Origin of the sequence: Archangium sp. Cb G35, assembly GCF_001896145.1 — a bacterium.
GTDB lineage: Bacteria > Myxococcota > Myxococcia > Myxococcales > Myxococcaceae > Archangium > Archangium violaceum.
Window position 1 is genome coordinate 354,107 of the sequence record NZ_MPOI01000016.1, and the last position, 17,823, is coordinate 371,929.

Annotated in this window: 11 protein-coding genes; 7 read left to right on the plus strand and 4 right to left on the minus strand. The window is 71.1% G+C overall.

Annotated features, from left to right (window positions below; genetic code table 11):
- The first annotated feature begins 23 nt into the window (after positions 1–23).
- The 3 genes from BO221_RS42090 to BO221_RS42100 all read left to right on the plus strand — a co-directional run bounded on the left by BO221_RS42090 (position 24) and on the right by BO221_RS42100 (position 3,328).
- Entirely contained in the window at positions 24–587 is a 564-nt protein-coding gene (locus tag BO221_RS42090) for a dihydrofolate reductase family protein (RefSeq protein ID WP_073566549.1), read from the plus strand.
- Positions 588–665: 78 nt separating this feature from the next.
- Positions 666–2,153, plus strand: coding sequence for a class I SAM-dependent methyltransferase (locus BO221_RS42095; protein WP_073566550.1), 1,488 nt, complete (start codon positions 666–668; stop codon positions 2,151–2,153).
- 8 nt (positions 2,154–2,161) lie between these two features.
- Positions 2,162–3,328 (plus strand): pyridoxal phosphate-dependent aminotransferase, encoded by a 1,167-nt coding sequence (locus BO221_RS42100; RefSeq protein ID WP_073566551.1) that lies wholly within the window; start codon positions 2,162–2,164, stop codon positions 3,326–3,328.
- A 6-nt stretch (positions 3,329–3,334) separates the two neighbouring features.
- On the opposite strand, the gene BO221_RS42105 is transcribed toward BO221_RS42100, so the two are convergent.
- From BO221_RS42105 to BO221_RS42120, 4 genes are all read right to left on the minus strand, one after another.
- Positions 3,335–4,249 (minus strand): fatty acid desaturase, encoded by a 915-nt coding sequence (locus BO221_RS42105; RefSeq protein WP_073566552.1) that lies wholly within the window; start codon positions 4,247–4,249, stop codon positions 3,335–3,337.
- A 177-nt stretch (positions 4,250–4,426) separates the two neighbouring features.
- Positions 4,427–5,767 carry a hypothetical protein gene (locus tag BO221_RS42110; RefSeq protein ID WP_073566553.1) on the minus strand — a complete coding sequence of 447 codons (1,341 nt, stop codon included), beginning with the start codon at positions 5,765–5,767 and terminating at the stop codon, positions 4,427–4,429.
- Positions 5,764–7,815, minus strand: coding sequence for a hypothetical protein (locus tag BO221_RS42115; RefSeq protein WP_073566554.1), 2,052 nt, complete (start codon positions 7,813–7,815; stop codon positions 5,764–5,766). Before BO221_RS42115 ends, BO221_RS42110 begins: the two co-directional genes overlap by 4 nt.
- Positions 7,816–7,837: 22 nt before the next feature.
- Entirely contained in the window at positions 7,838–9,346 is a 1,509-nt protein-coding gene (locus BO221_RS42120) for a class I SAM-dependent methyltransferase (RefSeq protein WP_073566555.1), read from the minus strand.
- Positions 9,347–9,451: 105 nt separating this feature from the next.
- On the opposite strand from BO221_RS42120, the gene BO221_RS42125 reads away from it, so the two are divergent.
- The 4 genes from BO221_RS42125 to BO221_RS42140 all read left to right on the plus strand — a co-directional run bounded on the left by BO221_RS42125 (position 9,452) and on the right by BO221_RS42140 (position 17,661).
- Positions 9,452–13,408 (plus strand): SDR family NAD(P)-dependent oxidoreductase, encoded by a 3,957-nt coding sequence (locus tag BO221_RS42125; protein WP_233166501.1) that lies wholly within the window; start codon positions 9,452–9,454, stop codon positions 13,406–13,408.
- 70 nt (positions 13,409–13,478) lie between these two features.
- On the plus strand, positions 13,479–15,518 hold the full coding sequence (locus tag BO221_RS42130) for an FtsX-like permease family protein (RefSeq protein ID WP_073566557.1): 2,040 nt from the start codon (positions 13,479–13,481) through the stop codon (positions 15,516–15,518).
- Positions 15,518–16,816 carry an ABC transporter permease gene (locus BO221_RS42135; RefSeq protein WP_073566558.1) on the plus strand — a complete coding sequence of 433 codons (1,299 nt, stop codon included), beginning with the start codon at positions 15,518–15,520 and terminating at the stop codon, positions 16,814–16,816. Before BO221_RS42130 ends, BO221_RS42135 begins: the two co-directional genes overlap by 1 nt.
- Entirely contained in the window at positions 16,813–17,661 is an 849-nt protein-coding gene (locus tag BO221_RS42140) for an outer membrane lipoprotein-sorting protein (RefSeq protein WP_233166502.1), read from the plus strand. The genes BO221_RS42135 and BO221_RS42140 overlap by 4 nt, the downstream gene beginning before the upstream one ends.
- The last annotated feature ends 162 nt before the right edge of the window (positions 17,662–17,823 follow it).

Below are 17,823 nucleotides of genomic sequence, written 5' to 3' on the forward strand. Positions count from 1 at the left end.
AATACCCGCCAAGGAGATGGGACATGCGAAGACTGAGCGTTTTCAACAACGTGTCGCTGGACGGGTACTTCGTGGACGCGAACGGCGACATGAGCTGGGCCCACAGGAATGACCAGGACGCGGAGTGGAATGCCTTTGTCTCCGGGAATGCCAGTGGAGAAGGCGAGCTGTTGTTCGGCAGGAAGACCTACGAGCTCATGGCCAGCTTCTGGCCGACGCCCATGGCGGCCCAGATGGAGCCCTTCGTGGCCGAACGGATGAACAAGATGTCCAAGGTGGTGTTCTCCAGAACCCTGGACAAGGCGTCGTGGAGCAATACGACGCTGGTGAAGGGCGACCTGGTGGCGGAGGTCCGCAAGATGAAGCAGGCGCCAGGACAGGACATGACCCTCATGGGAAGTGGCAGCATCGTCGCGCAGCTGGCCCAGGCGGGATTGATCGACGAGTACCAGCTCGTGGTGAATCCCATCGTTCTGGGCAAGGGCAGGACGATGTTCGAGGGCATCCAGGAGAAGCTGAACCTGAAGCCCACCCAGACGCGGCTCTTCGGCAACGGGAATGTCCTGCTCTGCTACGTGCCAGCGTAGCCAGGGGCCCAGATGCAAAGCCGCGCCCCGTTGTTCCATACTTGAGTTCCCCCCCCCAGGCGACCCGAGGCACCCACCGTGGCCGAGTCCACCCCCGCGCTCTCCCAGACCGCGTTCGTCCAACAACTCAACTTCTGGGCCCGTGACGCGAGCAACGAGTCCGCGGCGCTCCTGGGCGCCTTCGCGCTCGGGATGTTCGCGCACCTCCCGGACGAGGGCGCCTCCGCGCCCATCTCCCTGGAGGCGCTCGCCCAGCGCATCGGCGGCACCGTGCGGGGCACGCGCTCCGTCATCGAGCCGCTGGTCGGGCTCGGCTTCGTCCGGCTGGAGGAGGGACGGGGTTACTCGCTCCCCGCGTCCAGTGACTTCCTGCGTCAGGAGGCGTTCGCCACCCGGATGCGAGAGGCGCTGGACGGGTGGCTCGTGTCCGCGAAGCTGCCCGAGGCCCTTCGCACGGGCGCTCCGGTGGAGTGGCGGGGCGGCTCGCGAGACCTGCTCGGGTGGTACCGCCAGGAGTTCCTCGCGCCCCGTGCTCCCGCGCCGAGCCCCACCGCCGCGGACTACGAGGACCGGGCCGTCCGTAATTTCCTGCGTACCCAGGCGCTCGTGACGAGCGGCACGGTGGGTCTGCTGGAAGCGATGGTGTCCGGCCCCCGGCTGCATTCCGAGCTGGCGGAGGCCACCGGCACCCAGCCCGAGGCCCTGCGGGTGCTGCTCGGGGTGCTCGCGTCCATGGGGCTCGTCCGGCAGGAGGGGGACGCCTTCGGCTTCTCCGAGCTGGCCGGCCGCTCCCTGGACGCCACCAGCCTGCCGTACTTCCAGCGCGCGCTGCCGGCCACCATGGACTACTGGGAGGCCTTCGCCCACCTGGACGAGGCCGTCACCCAGCGCAGGTTCCGCCTGGACCTGCGCGACCCGGCGACGGCGAAGCGCATCTACCAGCAGAACGCCTCGCGCATCACCGGCATCTTCGTCTCCCACCTCAAGCTGGGCCGCAAGGCCGCGGAGCTCGTCACGAGCATGCGCCCGCTGAAGGACGCGCGGGTGCTCGACGTGGGCACCGGCTCGGGCGTCTGGGGCGCCGCCTTCGGACTGGCGGACCCCTCCGTGCACGTCACCTACCTGGACTCCGAGCACGTGCTGGAGCAGGTGAAGCCCAACATCGCGAAGCTCAAGCTGGAGGGGCGCGCGCGCTACTGGGCAGGGGACTGCCTCTCCGTGGACTACGGCGAGTCCCAGTACGACGTCATCCTCCTGCCCCAGGTCATCCCCGCGCTGCCTCCCGAGGAGCTGCCGCGCCTCTTCGGGCAGCTCGCCCGCGCGCTGCGTCCCCAGGGGTTGCTCCTCGTCTCCGGCTACCTGCTGACGGACCGGCGCGATGGGCCCCTGGACGCGCTCTACTTCGCGCTGCGCCGCTACGTGTCCAACGAGGGCGACGTGCTGTCCATGCCCGACTTCCGCCGGCTGCTCGAGCCCGTGGGTCTCACCTCCTCCCGTGGCTTCGAGATGCCCATCCAGCAGGTCGTCGTCGCCTCGCGCGGGGACGTCCCCTGGCCCGCCCCCTGAGGACAGACATGGAGCTGCTTCGCTCGTTCTTCATGGAGGACTACCTCGAGGGCTCGCGCTTCACCGCGCGCTACAACCTCGGCGAGTCCGGTGGCAGGCCCCGCACCGTGGGGGAGTTGCTCACCGGCTCCGGGGTCAGCCCCCAGCAGGCCATGGACACGTTCCTCTCCACCCTGCTGCGCGACAGCCCCAACTGGGGCCGCGCCGACTTGAGGGAGCTCGTGGCCGCCATGCACCCCGGTGCCACGCGCGACAACGTCCTCATCACCACCGGCACCAGCGAGGCCCTGTTCCTCCTCTTCCGGCAGCTCCGCCCCCGCAAGGTGGCCCTCGCCTGGCCCGCCTTCCAGCTCCTCTACGAGCTGCCCATGCAGCAGGGCGCGGAGATCGTCCGGCTCCCCGTGCGCTGGGACTCGCGCGGCGTGCCCTCCGTCGACACCGGCGAGTGGCTCGCCCGGCTCGAGAGCGAGCGCCCCGACGTCGTCGTCATCAACAACCCGCACAACCCCAGCGGGCTGGTGCTCTCCCCGGAATCGTTGGAGCGCGTCTCCCGGTGGGTGGAGAAGTCCGGCGCCACGCTCATCGGTGACGAGCACTACCGCTTCCTCTCCTCCGAGACCGAGACCCTGGGCGCCACGGTGTACCGCCCGGGCACTCGCTCCTTCGTCACCGGCTCCTTCATCAAGTGTCTGGGCTGTCCGGGCCTGCGCATCGGCTGGTGCGTGGGCGACACGGCCATGCTGGCGCGCATGCAGAACGAGAAGAACTACACCACGCACACCGTGAACCCGGTGGCCGAGTGGATCTCCCACGAGGTGCTCAAGGAGCTCCGCAGCCCCGCCCTCTCCGAGGCGCGCGAGGACTGGCGGCGCAACCGGCGCACTCTCGCCGCCTTCCTGGAGCGCTCCCAGGGCGTCTACGGCGTGGCGCCGGCCGGAGGTCTCGTCACCAGCATTGGCGTGCGCGGCGTGGCCAGCACCCGGGAGTTCGAGGCGAAGCTCCAGGCGCTCGGGGCGGCCGGGGTGTTCGTCCTGCCGCTCAGTGCCATGGAGTACGGCGAGCCCTCGGGCTCCCACCCGCTGGAGCGGGGCCATGGCTTCCGCCTGGGGCTGGGCGTCGCGCCGGAGCTCTTCCCGGAGGCCCTGGAGACGCTCGAGCGCGTCACCCGCGGCTGAGCGCTGTCACAGCAGCGCGGTGAAGGCGTGCGGGCGGTCCGCGTACTCCGGATCCTTCATGAGGATCTGGTGCACGTGGGGCTGCCGCGTGGTGGGCACCGCCGGGAAGAGGTGGTGCACCAGGTGGAACTGGTCATTGCGCGGGAAGATGATCCGGTTGAGCAGGCCCCACCGGAAGATGTGATTGCGCGTGCGGTAGAACTCATCCTGCTCGCCGATGATGCCGGCGTGGTCCACCGCGTCCGACCAGTAGCGGACCACCTGGTAGGCCACGAAGTAGGGCACCAGGTAGAAGAGCAGGAAGGCCTTCCAGCCCACGCCCCACTGAGCCAGCGCGAGCAGCCCGCCGAAGAAGGCCCACCGGCCCAGCGTCACCAGCCACGGATCCGTGCCGCTCCACAGCACCGGGCGCACGAAGGTGGGCAGGTGGCGGAGCAGCAGCGGCCTCAGCAGGTGGCGCCGCGCGAAGTTGTCCGTGGGCTCGGCGAACCCGAGCTTGCGGCGGCTCAGGAAGTCCAGATCCTTCTCCGGGTGGCCCAGGTGCTGGTGGTGCGTGAAGTGCTCGCGCGTGTACGGCTCCAGCGCCGTCATGTCGATGATGGCCAGCACGTGCCCGAAGACGCGGTTCATCTTCTTGCCACGCACGTACATGCCGTGACTGGCCTCGTGCAGCATGTTGCCGAGCGCGCGGAACCGGGTGGCGATCCAGAAGGCCACCAGCGGGTAGAGCAGCCAGCCCACCACGGGACTGGACTCCAGGAGCGCGTGCGCCGCGAACGCCACACCCACCCCGAGCCCGATGTGGAACGCCATGTGCCCGATCCCCTCGGCCGTCGAGTGGGAGTGGTTGTTCATCGGCGCCACTTCCCGGGCGAACTTCGTCTTCAGCCGCATCGCCACCGAGCCGGCGCGCTCACTCACGGGCGGCCTTGGAACATCGCTCGTGCGAGGGGGGCTGATCAGTGTCGCAGGGACCATGAGACCTTCCGGAGGGACGGAAAAATTGTAATCCCAGTTTAAACCGAGCGTCGTCCGGCCGGCAAGCGAGCACCCGTACAAAGGGTGAAGGGGAAGGGGGGTGGTGTGGGGGGAGGGCCGTCAACCCCGGTGCCGCTCGGCCACGCGGTAGAGCTGGGTGAGCGAGGCGTCCAGCAGGGACTGGCAGGAGCGCATGTAGTTATGGGCCCGGACAAAGGGGAGCCAGACGCGCCCGCCCACCAGCACCTGGGCCTCCTCGAGCCTCTGGCGCGGTATCCACCGGCCACCCAGGTGGCGGATCAGGATTTCACCCAGGTACGCGCCGATCGCGGGTACCGCATGTGTGTCGATGTGCTCCCGCTCGAAGACCCGGGGGAAGCTCTCGTGCCAGAACTGGTAGTCCACGTCCGTGAGGGACTCGGGCGTGGCCTTGAAGACGGAGGGCACCTTGGTGTGCATCAGGGCCACGAGGAGCTCGGCGAGGTAGCTGTAGTGCTCGAGAGCGTGCCGGGGGTCCGCGACGTCCGAGGGCAGGGCGGCGTCGGCGGGGCGCCACTCCTCGGGCTCGGGTGGCTGGAAGGCGTTGAGCTCGGCGATCTTGCGCTGGCGCTCGTGGATGGCCACGTCGTCCACCACGCGCGAGAGGAACGGGGCCACGTCCGGGTGGAAGCGAGGCTCCACGGGGATGAGTGCGGCACTGCGCTCGCGCAGGGTGCGCAGCACGGTGGCGAAGTCGAGGTCCGGACGGAGGTGGCAGTACGCACGGGCCTGGGCGAGGCGGGCCTCGTCGCTGGCGAAGTCCGCGGCGGTGGGCCACGTCACCAGCAGGACGCAGCCGTTGGGGAGCTCCTCCACCCGCCAGGCCGGCGTGGACAGCATGCGCTCGCGGCCCACGGCCTCCACCAGCTTCGGGCCGAAGACGTTGAGCCAGAAGACCTCGTAGAGCTGGTCGAACCCGTCCCGGATGGAGGTCTGCATGTCGCGGCCGAAGAGGGGAGAGCCGGCCAACCCCAAGTCAGCGAGGCTGTGGGCCGCGGCATGCGTGACGGGGTAGCGGGAGGCCCAGGCTCGCACCATCTCCACGAAATCGAGGCAGCGCTTCGCGTCCGCGAACAAGGAGAGCGGCTGTACTTTGATCGCGACGTCCAGTTGGGGCTGTCTCGGTGGATGCCAGAGCCAGAGCGACATGTCCAACGCGGGCCACTTCGTCCGGTAGAGCCCAAGGGATGTGCTGTCCTCGTCGCGTTCTTCTTCCTGCGCCTTCCAGAAAGAAGGGCGGGAGTACTTGCGGCGCCGCTTGCCTTCGACAATGTCTGGCATCCACCCATCGGCATATGCCTCGAGTGCCTGGAGAAATGGCTCCAGCGCTTCTTTCAGTGTCGTCTGAGGGTCGAAGGCGCCTTCGAAGTCGAGCCGAAGGCTGTCCTCCGGACGAAGATCGTGAAGTTTCAGCACCTTCATTGGAACAGCACCTCCACTGCTGGAACCTTTCCCTTGGTCTTGTCTACGGCTCTTCGCAACGTACCAACATCCGTGGGCAAGAGGACGCCGCCTTCGTAGACGAGATGGACCCGCTGGACGGGTATCTCACTGCCTTGCGGTAGGAGCGGGTGGAGGGAGTCTCGGCGGATGTCCAGCGTCCCACCATATTTGCGCAGTGCTTCCCTTGCGTCCTCGAGCAACTGTGTTTGCAGCGCCTTGATCTCCAGTTGCGACAGATCGCGGCTCTTGAAACTGAATGTCTCGACGCGAGGTGGCCCTCCGGCGAGCCTACCCTCTTCGATGATGAGTACATCCGCATAGCGCAGGCCGGTGTCGGGCTTCCTCACGCCCACATATTTTTCGATGCGGGGGTTGTTGAAGGCCCCGAGGAAGTGGCGCTGTGCCCGAGGCAGTTTCGCGTCGGCCCGTAGTGCCTCCACCATGAGGCGCTCGAAGGCCAGACCCCGGGCGAACCACCCCCGCAGCAACTCGTAAGGCGCCCAGCGCAGGGGTCCTTCGACCGCCATGCCCTTCTCGAGCTCCCCCAGGCGCTCCTCGTAGTAGGCGACGTACTCGGACCAACGCGGGTTGTCCTTGGCTCCAGGTGGAGGCGCGTCCACGGAGGGACGTTGCTTCTCCAGCACCGCTACATCCCTGGGTAGACGCGGGCCCGAGGCCTCGCGCTCCACCAGCGCCAGTTTTGCCTCCACCACCTCCCGGGTGAGACCCGCCCCGTCATCCACCAGCGAGGCCAGGCTTCCCGGGCCCGTCTGCATCTGGCTCGTGCCCGCCCCGGTCTTCACCGCTGGGGAGCCCGTGGCCCCGGGCCTGGCCTTGGACATCAGCGCCTGCGCCCGGGTCACATCGCCCCGGGTCTCGTTCAGCGCCAGCGCGGCGTCCGCTCCTCCCTCGGCCACGAATCGGCCCGCCTCACGGTGGGCGCGGATGTTCCGGGCCAGCTCCCGCAGGCCGTCCACGTCCAGTCTCGTCTCCCACTGCCGCACCATGTCCTGGAGGGCCGTCATGCGCCGTTCCAGGAGCACGGATCCTCGGGCTTCGGACAAGACGCGCAGGCCCTTGCCTCCGGCGTACAGCGCCCCCAGCAGCACCGCGGGCGCCAGCTCGCGCGTGGCCTGTTCGTATTGCCCCTGCGAGAGCGAATACGCCCCATGGCCCGTGCCGGCCGCCAGGTAGTAGAAGCCCAGCGGTACGCCAAACGTCATTGCGTCGAAGGTGCCCACCGCCACACTGCCCGCGGAGAAGTGCCGCAGTGCCAGCGCCCGCTCCACCTCGTGCGAAGCCTGCTGGTACGGAGGCGGCAACTGTGCCCTCCGCGCGGACAATTCCGTGTACCGGGCGCCGTCGCTCGCCGGGCTGCTGGAGAGCACGTCCCTGGCCGCGCGGCCGAGGCCTCGCAGCACGTCTCCGGACTGCTCGGCCCGTTCCAGGTAGCGCGAGAGCGGCAGGCCCCGTGCCTCCAACTCCTCGCGCACCGAGGGCATGAGCGCCAGCGTCTGCCCCAACTGCTTGTCACGGGCCAGCAGCCGCAGCACCTCGTCCACTTCGTTGTCGTAGGCGGAGTGCAGCACGTAGAGGGCGAACACCTCGGCGTGGAAGAGGCCATGGTGCTCGGTGGTGCTGACGAGGAAGGCGGCGCGTTTGCGCTGGACGAGGTGCGCGGCGTCTTCGCGTATCGGCCCCAGTGCACCCAGCCGTACCGCGCTCCAGTCGTCCAGGGCCTCCACCAGCCGGGGCATGTCCACGCGCTGCTGCAACGCGACGAACCCGGCGGGCGAGCGGCACGCGAGGAAGGGGGCGAGGAGCGCCTCTTCATCGCCGGAGGAGAAGCCGGGCCAGTCCGGGGGCTCGGCCCGGTCTCCGCAGGTGGGAGGGGCCATCCCCATGCGGCCCACCTGGCACGAGCCGCCCGGGTGTGGCGCCAGCGTGACGCACCCCGTGGTGAGCAGGACGGTGCCCAGCAGCAGCGCCACCCATCCGCGCGCCAGGGTCCTGACGCGCCTGCTCATGTTCCGCGGCACGAACAGCCGCTCAGGCGGCGGAGCGCGGAGGCGGCGCGAGTTGCGTGGGCAGCGTCACCCCGGGCCGGGCCGCGAGGACGAGCTCCTGTGTCGGCAACGGCAGGCACACCGACGAGGTGAGGCCCACGTCCGCCAGCAGCGCGGCGTACTCCGAGTGGGACAGCAGGTCCCCCTCGTTGGTGAGGAAGCGCCTCAGTCCGAAATAAAGATGGTCCAGCGGGCCGTCCCGCCGCTCGTTCAGCACGTACTCGGCGATGACCAGGATGCCGTCCGGCTTCAGCGCGCGCGCCACCCGGCGGAACATGTCCGGCAGGGACTCGGGCCGCAGCACGTTGAGCACCTGCGGCAGGATGATGAAGTCGTACGCGGCCTCGCCGAAGTCCTGGGTGAAGAGGTTGCCCGGCCAGAAGCCCGCCTGCCCCAGCGCCTTGAGCTGCTCCACGTTGCGCCGCGCCTGCTGCAGCACCACCTCCTGATCGAAGTAGGTGACGTGCGCCGTGGGCTCCGTCCGCGCGAAGGCCACCCCCCACACCCCCGAGCCCGTGCCGATGTCCAACACCCGCGCTCCCGCCAGCGGCTTCACCTGGGCGAGCGTCGCCGCCGCGCGCCGGCTGAGCTGGAAGTGCGACGCGAACACCGCCGTAATCTGATTCGAGTTGTCCGCGTAGAAGCGCCGGCTCACCTCGGGATCCTTCAGATCCAGGATGAAGCGCTCGTGCCGCACCGTCTCCTCGAGCCGCTCCAGCGCCTCCCAGTACTGCGCCGACACGGAGAAGGAGCGCAGCAGGTACGGCAGCGCCTTGCCGTCGAGCACCTGCCGGGCCTCCTCCGTGAAGGTGCTCGTGGTGCCCTCGGTCCGGGTGATGCCCAGATGCCCCAGCAACTCCAGCATCATGCGCAGGCCCCGCTCACTCGCGCCCGTGGCCTCCCGCAGCGCCGCCTCGTCCCGGGGACCCGCGGCGAGCTGCTCGAGCAGCCCCATCCGGCCCGCCGTGACGAGCAGCCAGGTGCGGGCCGCCCCGCGCGCGAAGCGGTCGAAGAAATCCTCCGCCTCGGGTGAGGGGGAGGGCACCTTCTCCAGGAAGAGCCGCCCGTATAGACCGAGCACGTCCCAACAGCCGCCGTGTGAGAGGCGTGCTCCCGTTTTCACCGCTTCCTCCAACCGGCTCATGGGCCCCCACCAGCCCGCTGCTTCCTGGAGCCGCTCGCGGAACGCCGTGTCCCGCAGGAAAGCCGCCACCGGCCGGGTGAGCGCGAGGCCTCGCGCATCGTCCATGTGCACCAGCCCCAGGCACACGAGCAGCTCGACGAGCGAGCGCACGCCGCGCACCGAGGCACCCACCTTCTCCGCGAGTGCCTGGACCGTCATCGGCGGGCCCGAGCCCTCCTCTGGGAGTGCGTCGAGGAGACCCACGCTCAGTGAGGTGCGCAGCAGCGCCGATTCATTCGAGGCATTGCGCGCCCAGAAGTGCAGGGCTTGCGCCAGGGAAGGGGGCGTGGCGCTCGGCGGAGCCGTCATCGGAACCTCGTTCGGGGGGATGCCAGCTTCGCCTCTTCGCTCGGCTTCGTGCAATCCCATCCCGGTTGCCCCCCCTCTCGGGGCGTGCGCTACCATGTCCGCCACATGGCGCCACGAACGATGCCGGCCGGCGATGTCGAGCAGCTCCTCCTGACGGACTCCCGCGTTCAGGAGGCCTGTGTGACGGGCGTGGGCAAGGAGGCCGTGGCCTGGGTGGTGCCGCGGCGCGTGACGCGGGCGGACGTGCTGGAGGCCTTCCTCCGGGAGCGGCTGGGTGACGACTCCCCATGCGTCGCGCTCATCGACTCCCTTCCCGTGCTCGAGTCGGGTGAGCCCGACAGGGAGGCCCTGTCGCGTCTGGCTCCGGCCACCTCGCTCCGGCTCCAGGAACTGGAGGCCCGGCTCCAGGCGGCCGGTCACGAAGCGGTGGCGTTGGCCGGCCCCGTGCGGAGGAGCGAGCGCTTCGAGCCCTTCGACGAGCTGTTTCCCGAGTCCCTCCGCCCTGGAGCTGGGACGGCCAGCGGGACGGCCAGCGCGGCGCCCGTGGCGCACACCTCCTCCCGCCCGGCCGGCGCGGAGACGCCGCGGCCATCCCTCCTCGTGGGGGTACCCCGCGCTTCCCCGCCGGGCGCTCCGGACACCCTCGGCGAGCTGTTGCGGCACGTGTCCCAGCACCATCCCGGCCGCACCGTCACCTTCATCGACGTGGAGGGCGGGCGCGAGACGCTGCGCTTCGCCGAGCTCTGGCAGGAGGCTCTCCTCGTCCTGGGCGGGCTGCGGGCGCTGGGCGTGAAGCCGGGCGAGCGGGTGATGTTCGTTCTGGAGCGGCCCGGGGACTTCGTGCGCGCCTTCTGGGGCTGCACCCTCGGGGGCATGGTGCCCGTGCCCATGGCCTGGCCCTCCTCCTTCGAGCGCTCGCATGCCGGTGTCGCGCGCATCCTCTCCGTGTCGGAGCGGCTGGGCGGGCCGCTCGTCCTCACGGGGGGCCGGGCCGTCCCCGCGCTGGAGTCCCTGGGCCTGCGCGCCGTCGCGTTCTCCTCGCTGGACCGGAGCACCGCGGGCGAGCCGGTGGTGCACACGCCGGCCTCTCCCGCCGTGCTCTCCTTCACCTCGGGGAGCACCGGGCGCCCCAAGGGCGTGCTCCTCACCCAGGACCACCTGCTCGCCATGTGCGACGCCATGCGCGCCGGCGGCTGGTACACCGAGGAGGACGTGGGCGTGAGCTGGATGCCGCTCGACCACGTCGCCGGGCTGGCCTACCCCCACCTCACCAGTCTGCGCATGGCCACCTCGCATGTCCTCGTCGCGCGCGACCATGTGCTCGGCGACGTGCTGCGGTGGATGGACCTGCTCTCCGAGTTCGGTGGCACCATGAGCTGGGCGCCCAACTTCGCCTACGGCCTCGTCGTGGACCGGCTCGCCCGGGGCGAGCGCCGCGCCTGGAATCTCTCTCGCGTCCGGGTGCTGGCCTGTGGCGGCGAGCCCATCATCGCCGACACCGTGCGGCGCTTCACCTCGTTGCTCGCGCGGGACGGGTTGCGCGAGGACGCGGTCTGTCCCGGGTGGGGCATGGCCGAGACGTCCTCGTACCACACCCTGACGCGCGGGGTGCGCACCCCCGAGGGCGAGGGCTGCGTCCTGCTCGGTCCGTCTCCCGCCGGCTCGATGCTCCGCATCGTCGATGAGCAGGACGCGGTGGTGCCCGAGGGCACCGTGGGCCACCTCCAGGTGCGTGGCGCCACCATCATCACCGGGTACCTGGATGACGCGGCCATCAACGCCCAATCCTTCACCCCGGATGGGTGGCTGCGCACGGGGGACCTCGCCATCGTCCACGACGGCCAGCTGGCCCTCACCGGGCGGCAGAAGGAAGTCCTCATCATCAACGGCAACAACGTCTACCCCCAGGACATCGAGGCGGTGGTGGAGCAGGTGCCGGGCGTGCTGCCGTCCTTCTCCGTGGCGTGCCCCACGCGGGTGGGCGGGGCTCAGACGGACGAGCTCCTCGTGGGTTTCGTGGCCTCGCCGGACGCCCCCCCGCTCGGAGAGCTGCTGCGCTCCATCCGCGAGCACGTGGGCCGCACGCTCGGGCTCCAGGTCACGCACCTGGTGCCGCTCGCCCGTCATCAGCTCCCCAAGACGGAGCTGGGCAAGCGCGGGCGCACGGAGGTCCGGCGCCGCTTCGAGGCGGGAGAGCTGGCCGCGGAGCGGCGCGAGGCGGAGCGCCACCTCGGCGGACCCTCGGCCCTGCCCCCGTGCCTGGCCGTCCCCCGCTGGGTGCCTCGTGTCCGGCACCCCGCGACGACGGTGGCCACGTCCGGCTCCCTCCTGGTGATCTCCGGCGCCGGCTTCGCCACGGCCTTGCGCGCGCTCGCCGGTGGCAGGCAGGTGCTCCACGTGGAGCCGGACTCCGGTGAGGCCCTGACGCGGGCCCTCGAGTCTCTCGCGGCCCAGGGCCAGCCTCCCGGGGACGTGGTGTACGCGGTGGGCCCGTCCTCCCATGCGCGGCGCCTGGAGCGGAGCACCCTGGAAGAGGCCATCGCGCCGCTGCTGCGGCTGGTCCAGGCGCTGGCCCGGCCCGCGGCCGCCGCGCCCCCGCGCTTGTGGGCCGTGCTGCCCTCGCCGCCAGAGGCCCTCTCCGCCGCTTCCGCTCACCTCCTGGTGCCGGGGCTGCTCTGGTCGGCCATGGCCGAGGTGTCTGGCCTGGAGGCGCGGGTGCTCTGGGTGCCGCCCGAGCCGGACGACGCCGCCCGGTGCGTGGCCGGGGAGCTCGCGGCGCCACGGGCCGCGCGTGAAGTGTCCTGGCACGACGGCCGGCGCTGGGAGCGGGCCTTCACGCCCTGGGTGCCCTCGCCCCTCCAGACGCCCCGGCGCTTGCGGCGGGAGGGGTTCTATGTGGTGACGGGCGCGCTCGGCGGAGTGGGGCAGGCCTGGGCCCGCTACCTGCGGCGAAGCCTGGGTGCCCGCCTGTTGCTGGTGGGCCGCCGGGAGCGGGATGCCGCCGCCGAGGCGCTCGAGCGGGAGCTCGGCACGGCGGAGTACGTCCCGGTGGACATCACCGACACGGAGCGTTTCCAGCAGGTGCTGCGTCAGGCGGAGCTCCGTCACGGCCGCTCCCTCGATGGCGCCTTCCACTTCGCCGGTACCCTCGAGTCCCGTCCCCTGGAGTCCCAGACGGCCGAGGCGCTCGTGCGGGACGCGGCGGCGCACGTGCTGGGCGCCGTGTCCCTCGCCGAGGCCTTCCGCGAGCGGCCGGGGGCTCCGCTCGTCCTCGCCTCTTCGTTGATGGGGACGCTCGGGGCCGGACTGCATGCGAGCTACTGCGCCGCCTCGGGGTTCATCGACCGTTTCGCCCAGGTGCTCGCGGCCGGGGGCCAGTCCGCGGTGGCGGTGTCGCTCAGCTCCATCCGGGGCACGGGCCTGGCCAGGGAGTTGAAGGCCTCGCCTCCGGGCTATCGCATGCTCGAGCCCTCCCAGGCGTTGGCCGCCCTGCTGCTCGCGGTGGAGTCGGACTCCCCCCAGGTGCTGGCGGGCGTGGAGGGCTCGGCCATGCCCTGGCGCCTGGCGGGTCTCGGCGCCGGAGTGCCCCTGGAGCAGGCCCACGTCTTCATCACCCCCCGGGCCGGCGGACAGCCCCTGGCGGACGGCCCGCGCGGCACCGCCGTGCTCCACCCGGTGTCCTCCCTCCCCAGGTCCCCGGACGGCACGGTGGATCGCCCGTCACTCGCCGCACAGGCCTTCGGCGGGGCGGCGGACTCGCCCCTGGGGCCTCTCGAACAGGTGGTGGCGGACGCCTTCCGCGAGGTGCTCGGCGTGGACGCGGTGGGGGGGGGCTCGGACTTCTTCTCCCTCGGCGGCAGCTCCCTGCAGGCCACCCGGGTGATGGCGCGCGTCAACGAGCGCACCGGGCTGCGGCTGCGCGAGGCGGCGGTGTTCGCCCACCCCTCCGTTTCCGCGCTGGCGGCCTTCCTCCGCCAGTCCGTGGACCCGGAGCAGCTGGACGTGTCCCACCTGTCGGATGAGCAGGTGGCCCTGCTGCTGCACGCGTTGCATGCCTCCTGATAGGCTCGCGGTCTCCCCCCCCCGGCTCCGCCCTGCATGGGCGCGCCTTCAGCTTCAGGAGTCACCGGCAATGATGTGGTCGTTCGCGCTGCGAAACATCCTGGCGCGCCCCCGGAGCTGGAGCGTCGGGCTGCTGGCGGCTGGAATGGCGGCCCTGCTCACCCTGGGGCTGACGCTCGTGGGCAGCATCGCCGAGGGGACGCGCAAGAGCCTCATCGAGAGCGGTGCCGGCCACCTGCAGGTGTACAACTCCGCCTCGGGCGGGGTGCCGCAACTGCTGCCGGGGCCCGGAGGCTCTCCAGAGCTCGTCCCGCTGCCGGACTACGCCGCGCTCGAGGCGCAGCTGCGCTCGGTGGAGGGCGTGGGCGACGTGGTGCCGCTGGAGGCGGGCGGGGCCACGGTGTTCCGCGGCAACTACCTGGATGAGCGTTTCGCCGCGGTGCGCGCCGTGGCCCGGGAGCCCGCCTCGGAGGAGCGCCGGGCCCGGCTGACGCGGCTCGCGGAGGACTTGCGGCACACGCTGGAGCGGGTGGCCCGGGATGCCCGCCGGCGGGACGAGGCGTTCGCGAACGACGCCGCCGCCCAGGAGGACGTGCTCGCGCTGGAGGAGGCGGCCTCGGAGCGCTTCTGGGCGCGCTTCGCCGAGGAGCCCCTGCCGGTGCTCGAGTTCCTGGAGAACCGGGTGGCCCGGCAGGCGGGGGAGGGCGCCTCCATCGGCGTCGACTACCTGGGCACGGACGTGCCGCTGTTCGCCAAGGCCTTCTCGCGCTTCGAGCTCGTCACCGGCGAGCTGCCGCCCCCGGGCACCCGCGGGCTGCTGCTGGGGCACGGGGCGTACGAGCAGTACTTCAAGCTGCCCATCGCCGCCCGGCTCGACGAGCTGAAGCGCGAGCGCGAGCGGGGGAGCACCTTCGCGGGCGACGAGTGGACCCGGACGCTGGTGGCGCGCAACCAGTCGGAGCTGGGAGATCTGCTGTCCCGGCTGGACGTGGAGCGGGCCTCCGCGCTGCGGGCCGTGCTCGTGCGCCTGCTGGGGCACGAGGGCGAGCTGGATGCCCTGCTGAAGGAGTTCCTCTCTCTCGACGATGGGAACTTCGATGCGCGTTACGCGAGCTTCTACGCCGAGCTGGCGCCCCACCTGCCGCTGTACCACGTGCGGCCGGGGGACACGCTGGTGCTGCGAGGCGCCCTGGAGGTGGGCTCCGGCGTTCCGGTGCGGGTGTGGGGGACGTTCCGCTTCCGCGGGCTCGGCGGGGACAACAGCCGGGCCAACAGCACCAGCCTGGTGGATCTCGTCACCGCGCGCCTGCTGGCGGACCGGATGACGCGCTCCCAGGAGGAGGAGGCCCGGCGGCTGCTGGACTCGCTCGGCATGTCCGGCGCGCAGGAGGTGTCGGCCACCGAGTTCGGTCTGCCCACGGTGGTGGACGTGGAGTCGGTGGCGCCGGGTGGCGCGGAGCCCCTCTTCGCGCGGGACGCGGCGGGGCCCTCCACGCGTTTCACCGACGCGGAGCAGAAGGACGGAGTGCTGCATGCCGCGCTCGTGCTGAAGCCCGGGGTGTCCTCCGAGGACGTCGCCGGGCGCATCCGCCAGCTCGCCGGAGAGCGGAAGCTGCCGCTGGAGCTGGCGGGCTGGGAGGAGGTGGGCGGCTTCGTCAGCGGCCTGGTGGGGATGAGCCGGCTGCTGCTGTTCGCGCTCGCGCTGCTGGTGGGGCTCTTCGTGCTGCTGGTCTCGGCGGGGACGCTGCTGCTGCTGGCGCGCGAGCGGGTGGGCGAGGTGGGCACCCTGCGCGCGGTGGGCATGCAGCGCAGCCAGGTGTTCGTGGGGCTGCTGTGGGAGGGGCTGTTGCTGGGGGCCGTGGGGAGCGTGCTCGGCATCGCGCTGGGGGCCGCCGTGCTGGTGGGCGCCGCGGGCCAGGGGTTGCCCGTGCGTGACGAGTCCCTCCAGTTCTTCCTGGGTGGCCCGGTGCTGTACCTGCGGCTCGAGGCGTGGCACGCGCTCGCCGTCGGGTTGGGGTGCATGGCGGTGGTGATGGGGGCCTCGCTGGTGCCGGCGTGGCGTGGCAGCTCGGTCACTCCCATCGTGGCCATGCGGCAGAGGGAGGACTGATGTTGGCCGTGCTCCGGATCGCTCTTCGCAACCTCCTGCTCCACCGCGAGCGGGGGTTGTTGCTCTTCTGTGTCATCTCCGGCGCCAGCGCGCTGCTCGTGGGGGTGATGGCCCTGAAGACGGGCGTGGCCGCCACCCAGCGCGAGGTGGTGACGACGTTCCTCAGCGGGGACCTCAACATCGGTGGCTACTTCAAGGTGCACCCCGACTCCATCGCCCCCGTCATCGGCGAGGCCCCGCGGGTGCGCGCCGTGGTCGAGCCCCTGCTGCCGGCGGAGTGCAGCCTGCGCGAGCGGGGACGGGGCCAGGCCACCGCGGGGGCGGGACGCTACCGGGCGGGCTCCTACATGATGGGCCTGGACGTGGCGCGCGAGCAGCAGACGCTGCACCACTTCAAGTTGAAGGAGGGCTCGCTCCAGTCGCTGGAGAAGCCCCGCACGGTGGCGCTCTCCACGCAGCTCGCCGAGCGGCTCCGCGTCGGGCGGGGGGATGTGACCACGCTCTTCGCCCAGACGGCGGGGGGCAAGCGCAACGCGCTGGACGTGGAGGTGGTCGCCCTCACCGAGCGGGCCGGTCTGCTGGGCGAGTCCGCCGGCATCCTCGTCTCCAATGCCACCCTGCGGGAGCTGGGCGGATACCGGCCGCAAGCCGCGGGGGTGTTCCAGCTCATGTGCGGCGAGACGACGGACGTGGATGGGCTGGCCAGCCGCCTGCGCGAGGCGCTGCGCCAGGGGGGCTTCGAGGTGCTGCCGGCCTCGCACGACGCCTACGGCGACAAGATGGCCCCCCTGCTGCGCGAGGGCTGGGCGGGCCAGCGCCTGGACGTCTCCACCTGGGAGGACGAGTCCTCCTTCCTCTCCTTCATCAACGACGGGCTGTCCGCCCTGACGCTGCTGGTGGGGATGCTCGTCTTCGGGCTCGTCCTGGTGGGGCTCTTCGTCTCGCTCAACGTGGCCGTCCGGGAGCGGACGCGGGAGATTGGCACGCTGCGCGCCATGGGCATGCAGCGCCCGGCCGTGGTGGGCATGTTCGTGCTGGAGGGCCTGCTGCTGGGCCTGGTGGCCTCCAGCCTCGGGGCCGCGCTGGCCGCGGCCGTGTGCACCCTTCTCCAGGGGGCGGTCTCCCTGCCGGAGGCGCTCGCCGGCTTCCTCTTCAGCGGCACCCTGCCGCTGGAGCCCCACCTGTCCCAGTCCGTGTCCGCCGTGGTGCTCGTCACCGTGGCCGCGGGCCTGGCCTCCATCCTCCCCGCGGCCCGTGCCGCTTCCCTCCCACCCCGTTCCGCCATGGAGTCCCTGTGAAGAATCCGCGTGCCCTGGTGTCCGCCCGTGCCCTCGCGCTCTCCTTGCTGTTGCCGGCCCTGGCGGAGGCCGCGGACGTCAAACCGGCGTCCCCGCCCGCGTCCGCTCCCGTGCCCGCGCCCGCGGCTCCTGGCCCCGCGGTGGCGGCGGCGGCTCCGAACGAGCTGTTGCGGCTCATCGACAAGAAGATGTCCCTGGCGAGTGACTACAAGGGCGTGGTGCGCATCCGGGAGATCCGCAAGGACGGTACCGAGCGGGCCATCGAGATGAACGTCTACCGCCGCGATTCGACGCAGAACTTCCTCATGCTCATCACCCAGCCGCGCAACATGGCGGGCGGCGGGTACCTGCGCATCGGCGGCAACCTGTGGGAGTACAGCGCCTCCACGGGCCAGTGGGTGCGGACCACGCGGCGCGCCAACATCGTGGGCACCATCGCGTGCGAGGGTGACTTCGACCGGCCACGGCTCTCCGAGGACTATGACGCCAAGGCGGATGGGGAGGAGACCGTCCGCGGCACCGTCTTCCGCAAGCTGCTGCTGACGGCCAAGGAGGGCGCCGAGGTCAGCTTCCCGCTGCTGCGGCTGTGGCTGGACGGGGACAACAACATCGTGAAGCGCGTGGGGTATGCGCCGTCCGGACGGACGCTGCGCACCGACGTCGTCCGGGGCTACCAGCGGCTGAAGGATCCGGTCTCGGGTGAGTCCGTCCTCCACTACCGCGAGGTGCTCGAGCTGGAGGAGGAGGAGGGCACGCAGATCATCGTGCGCTACGAGGACGTGCAGCTCGCGCCCCTGGACGCCAACATCTTCACGAAGACGTGGCTCGAGGGGCGCATGCGGTAGGGAGGGTCATGGCCAGGAGCCAGGAGTCTCCGCATGTCACGCTCGGTGGTTCTGCTGCTATTCCTGTTCCTTGTGGGGTGTGGCGGCGCAACAAGAGGCGTTCGTCCCGGCACCCGCCAGGAAAAGCTCCATATAATCGCCACTCCTGTGCCGGTAGTGCTG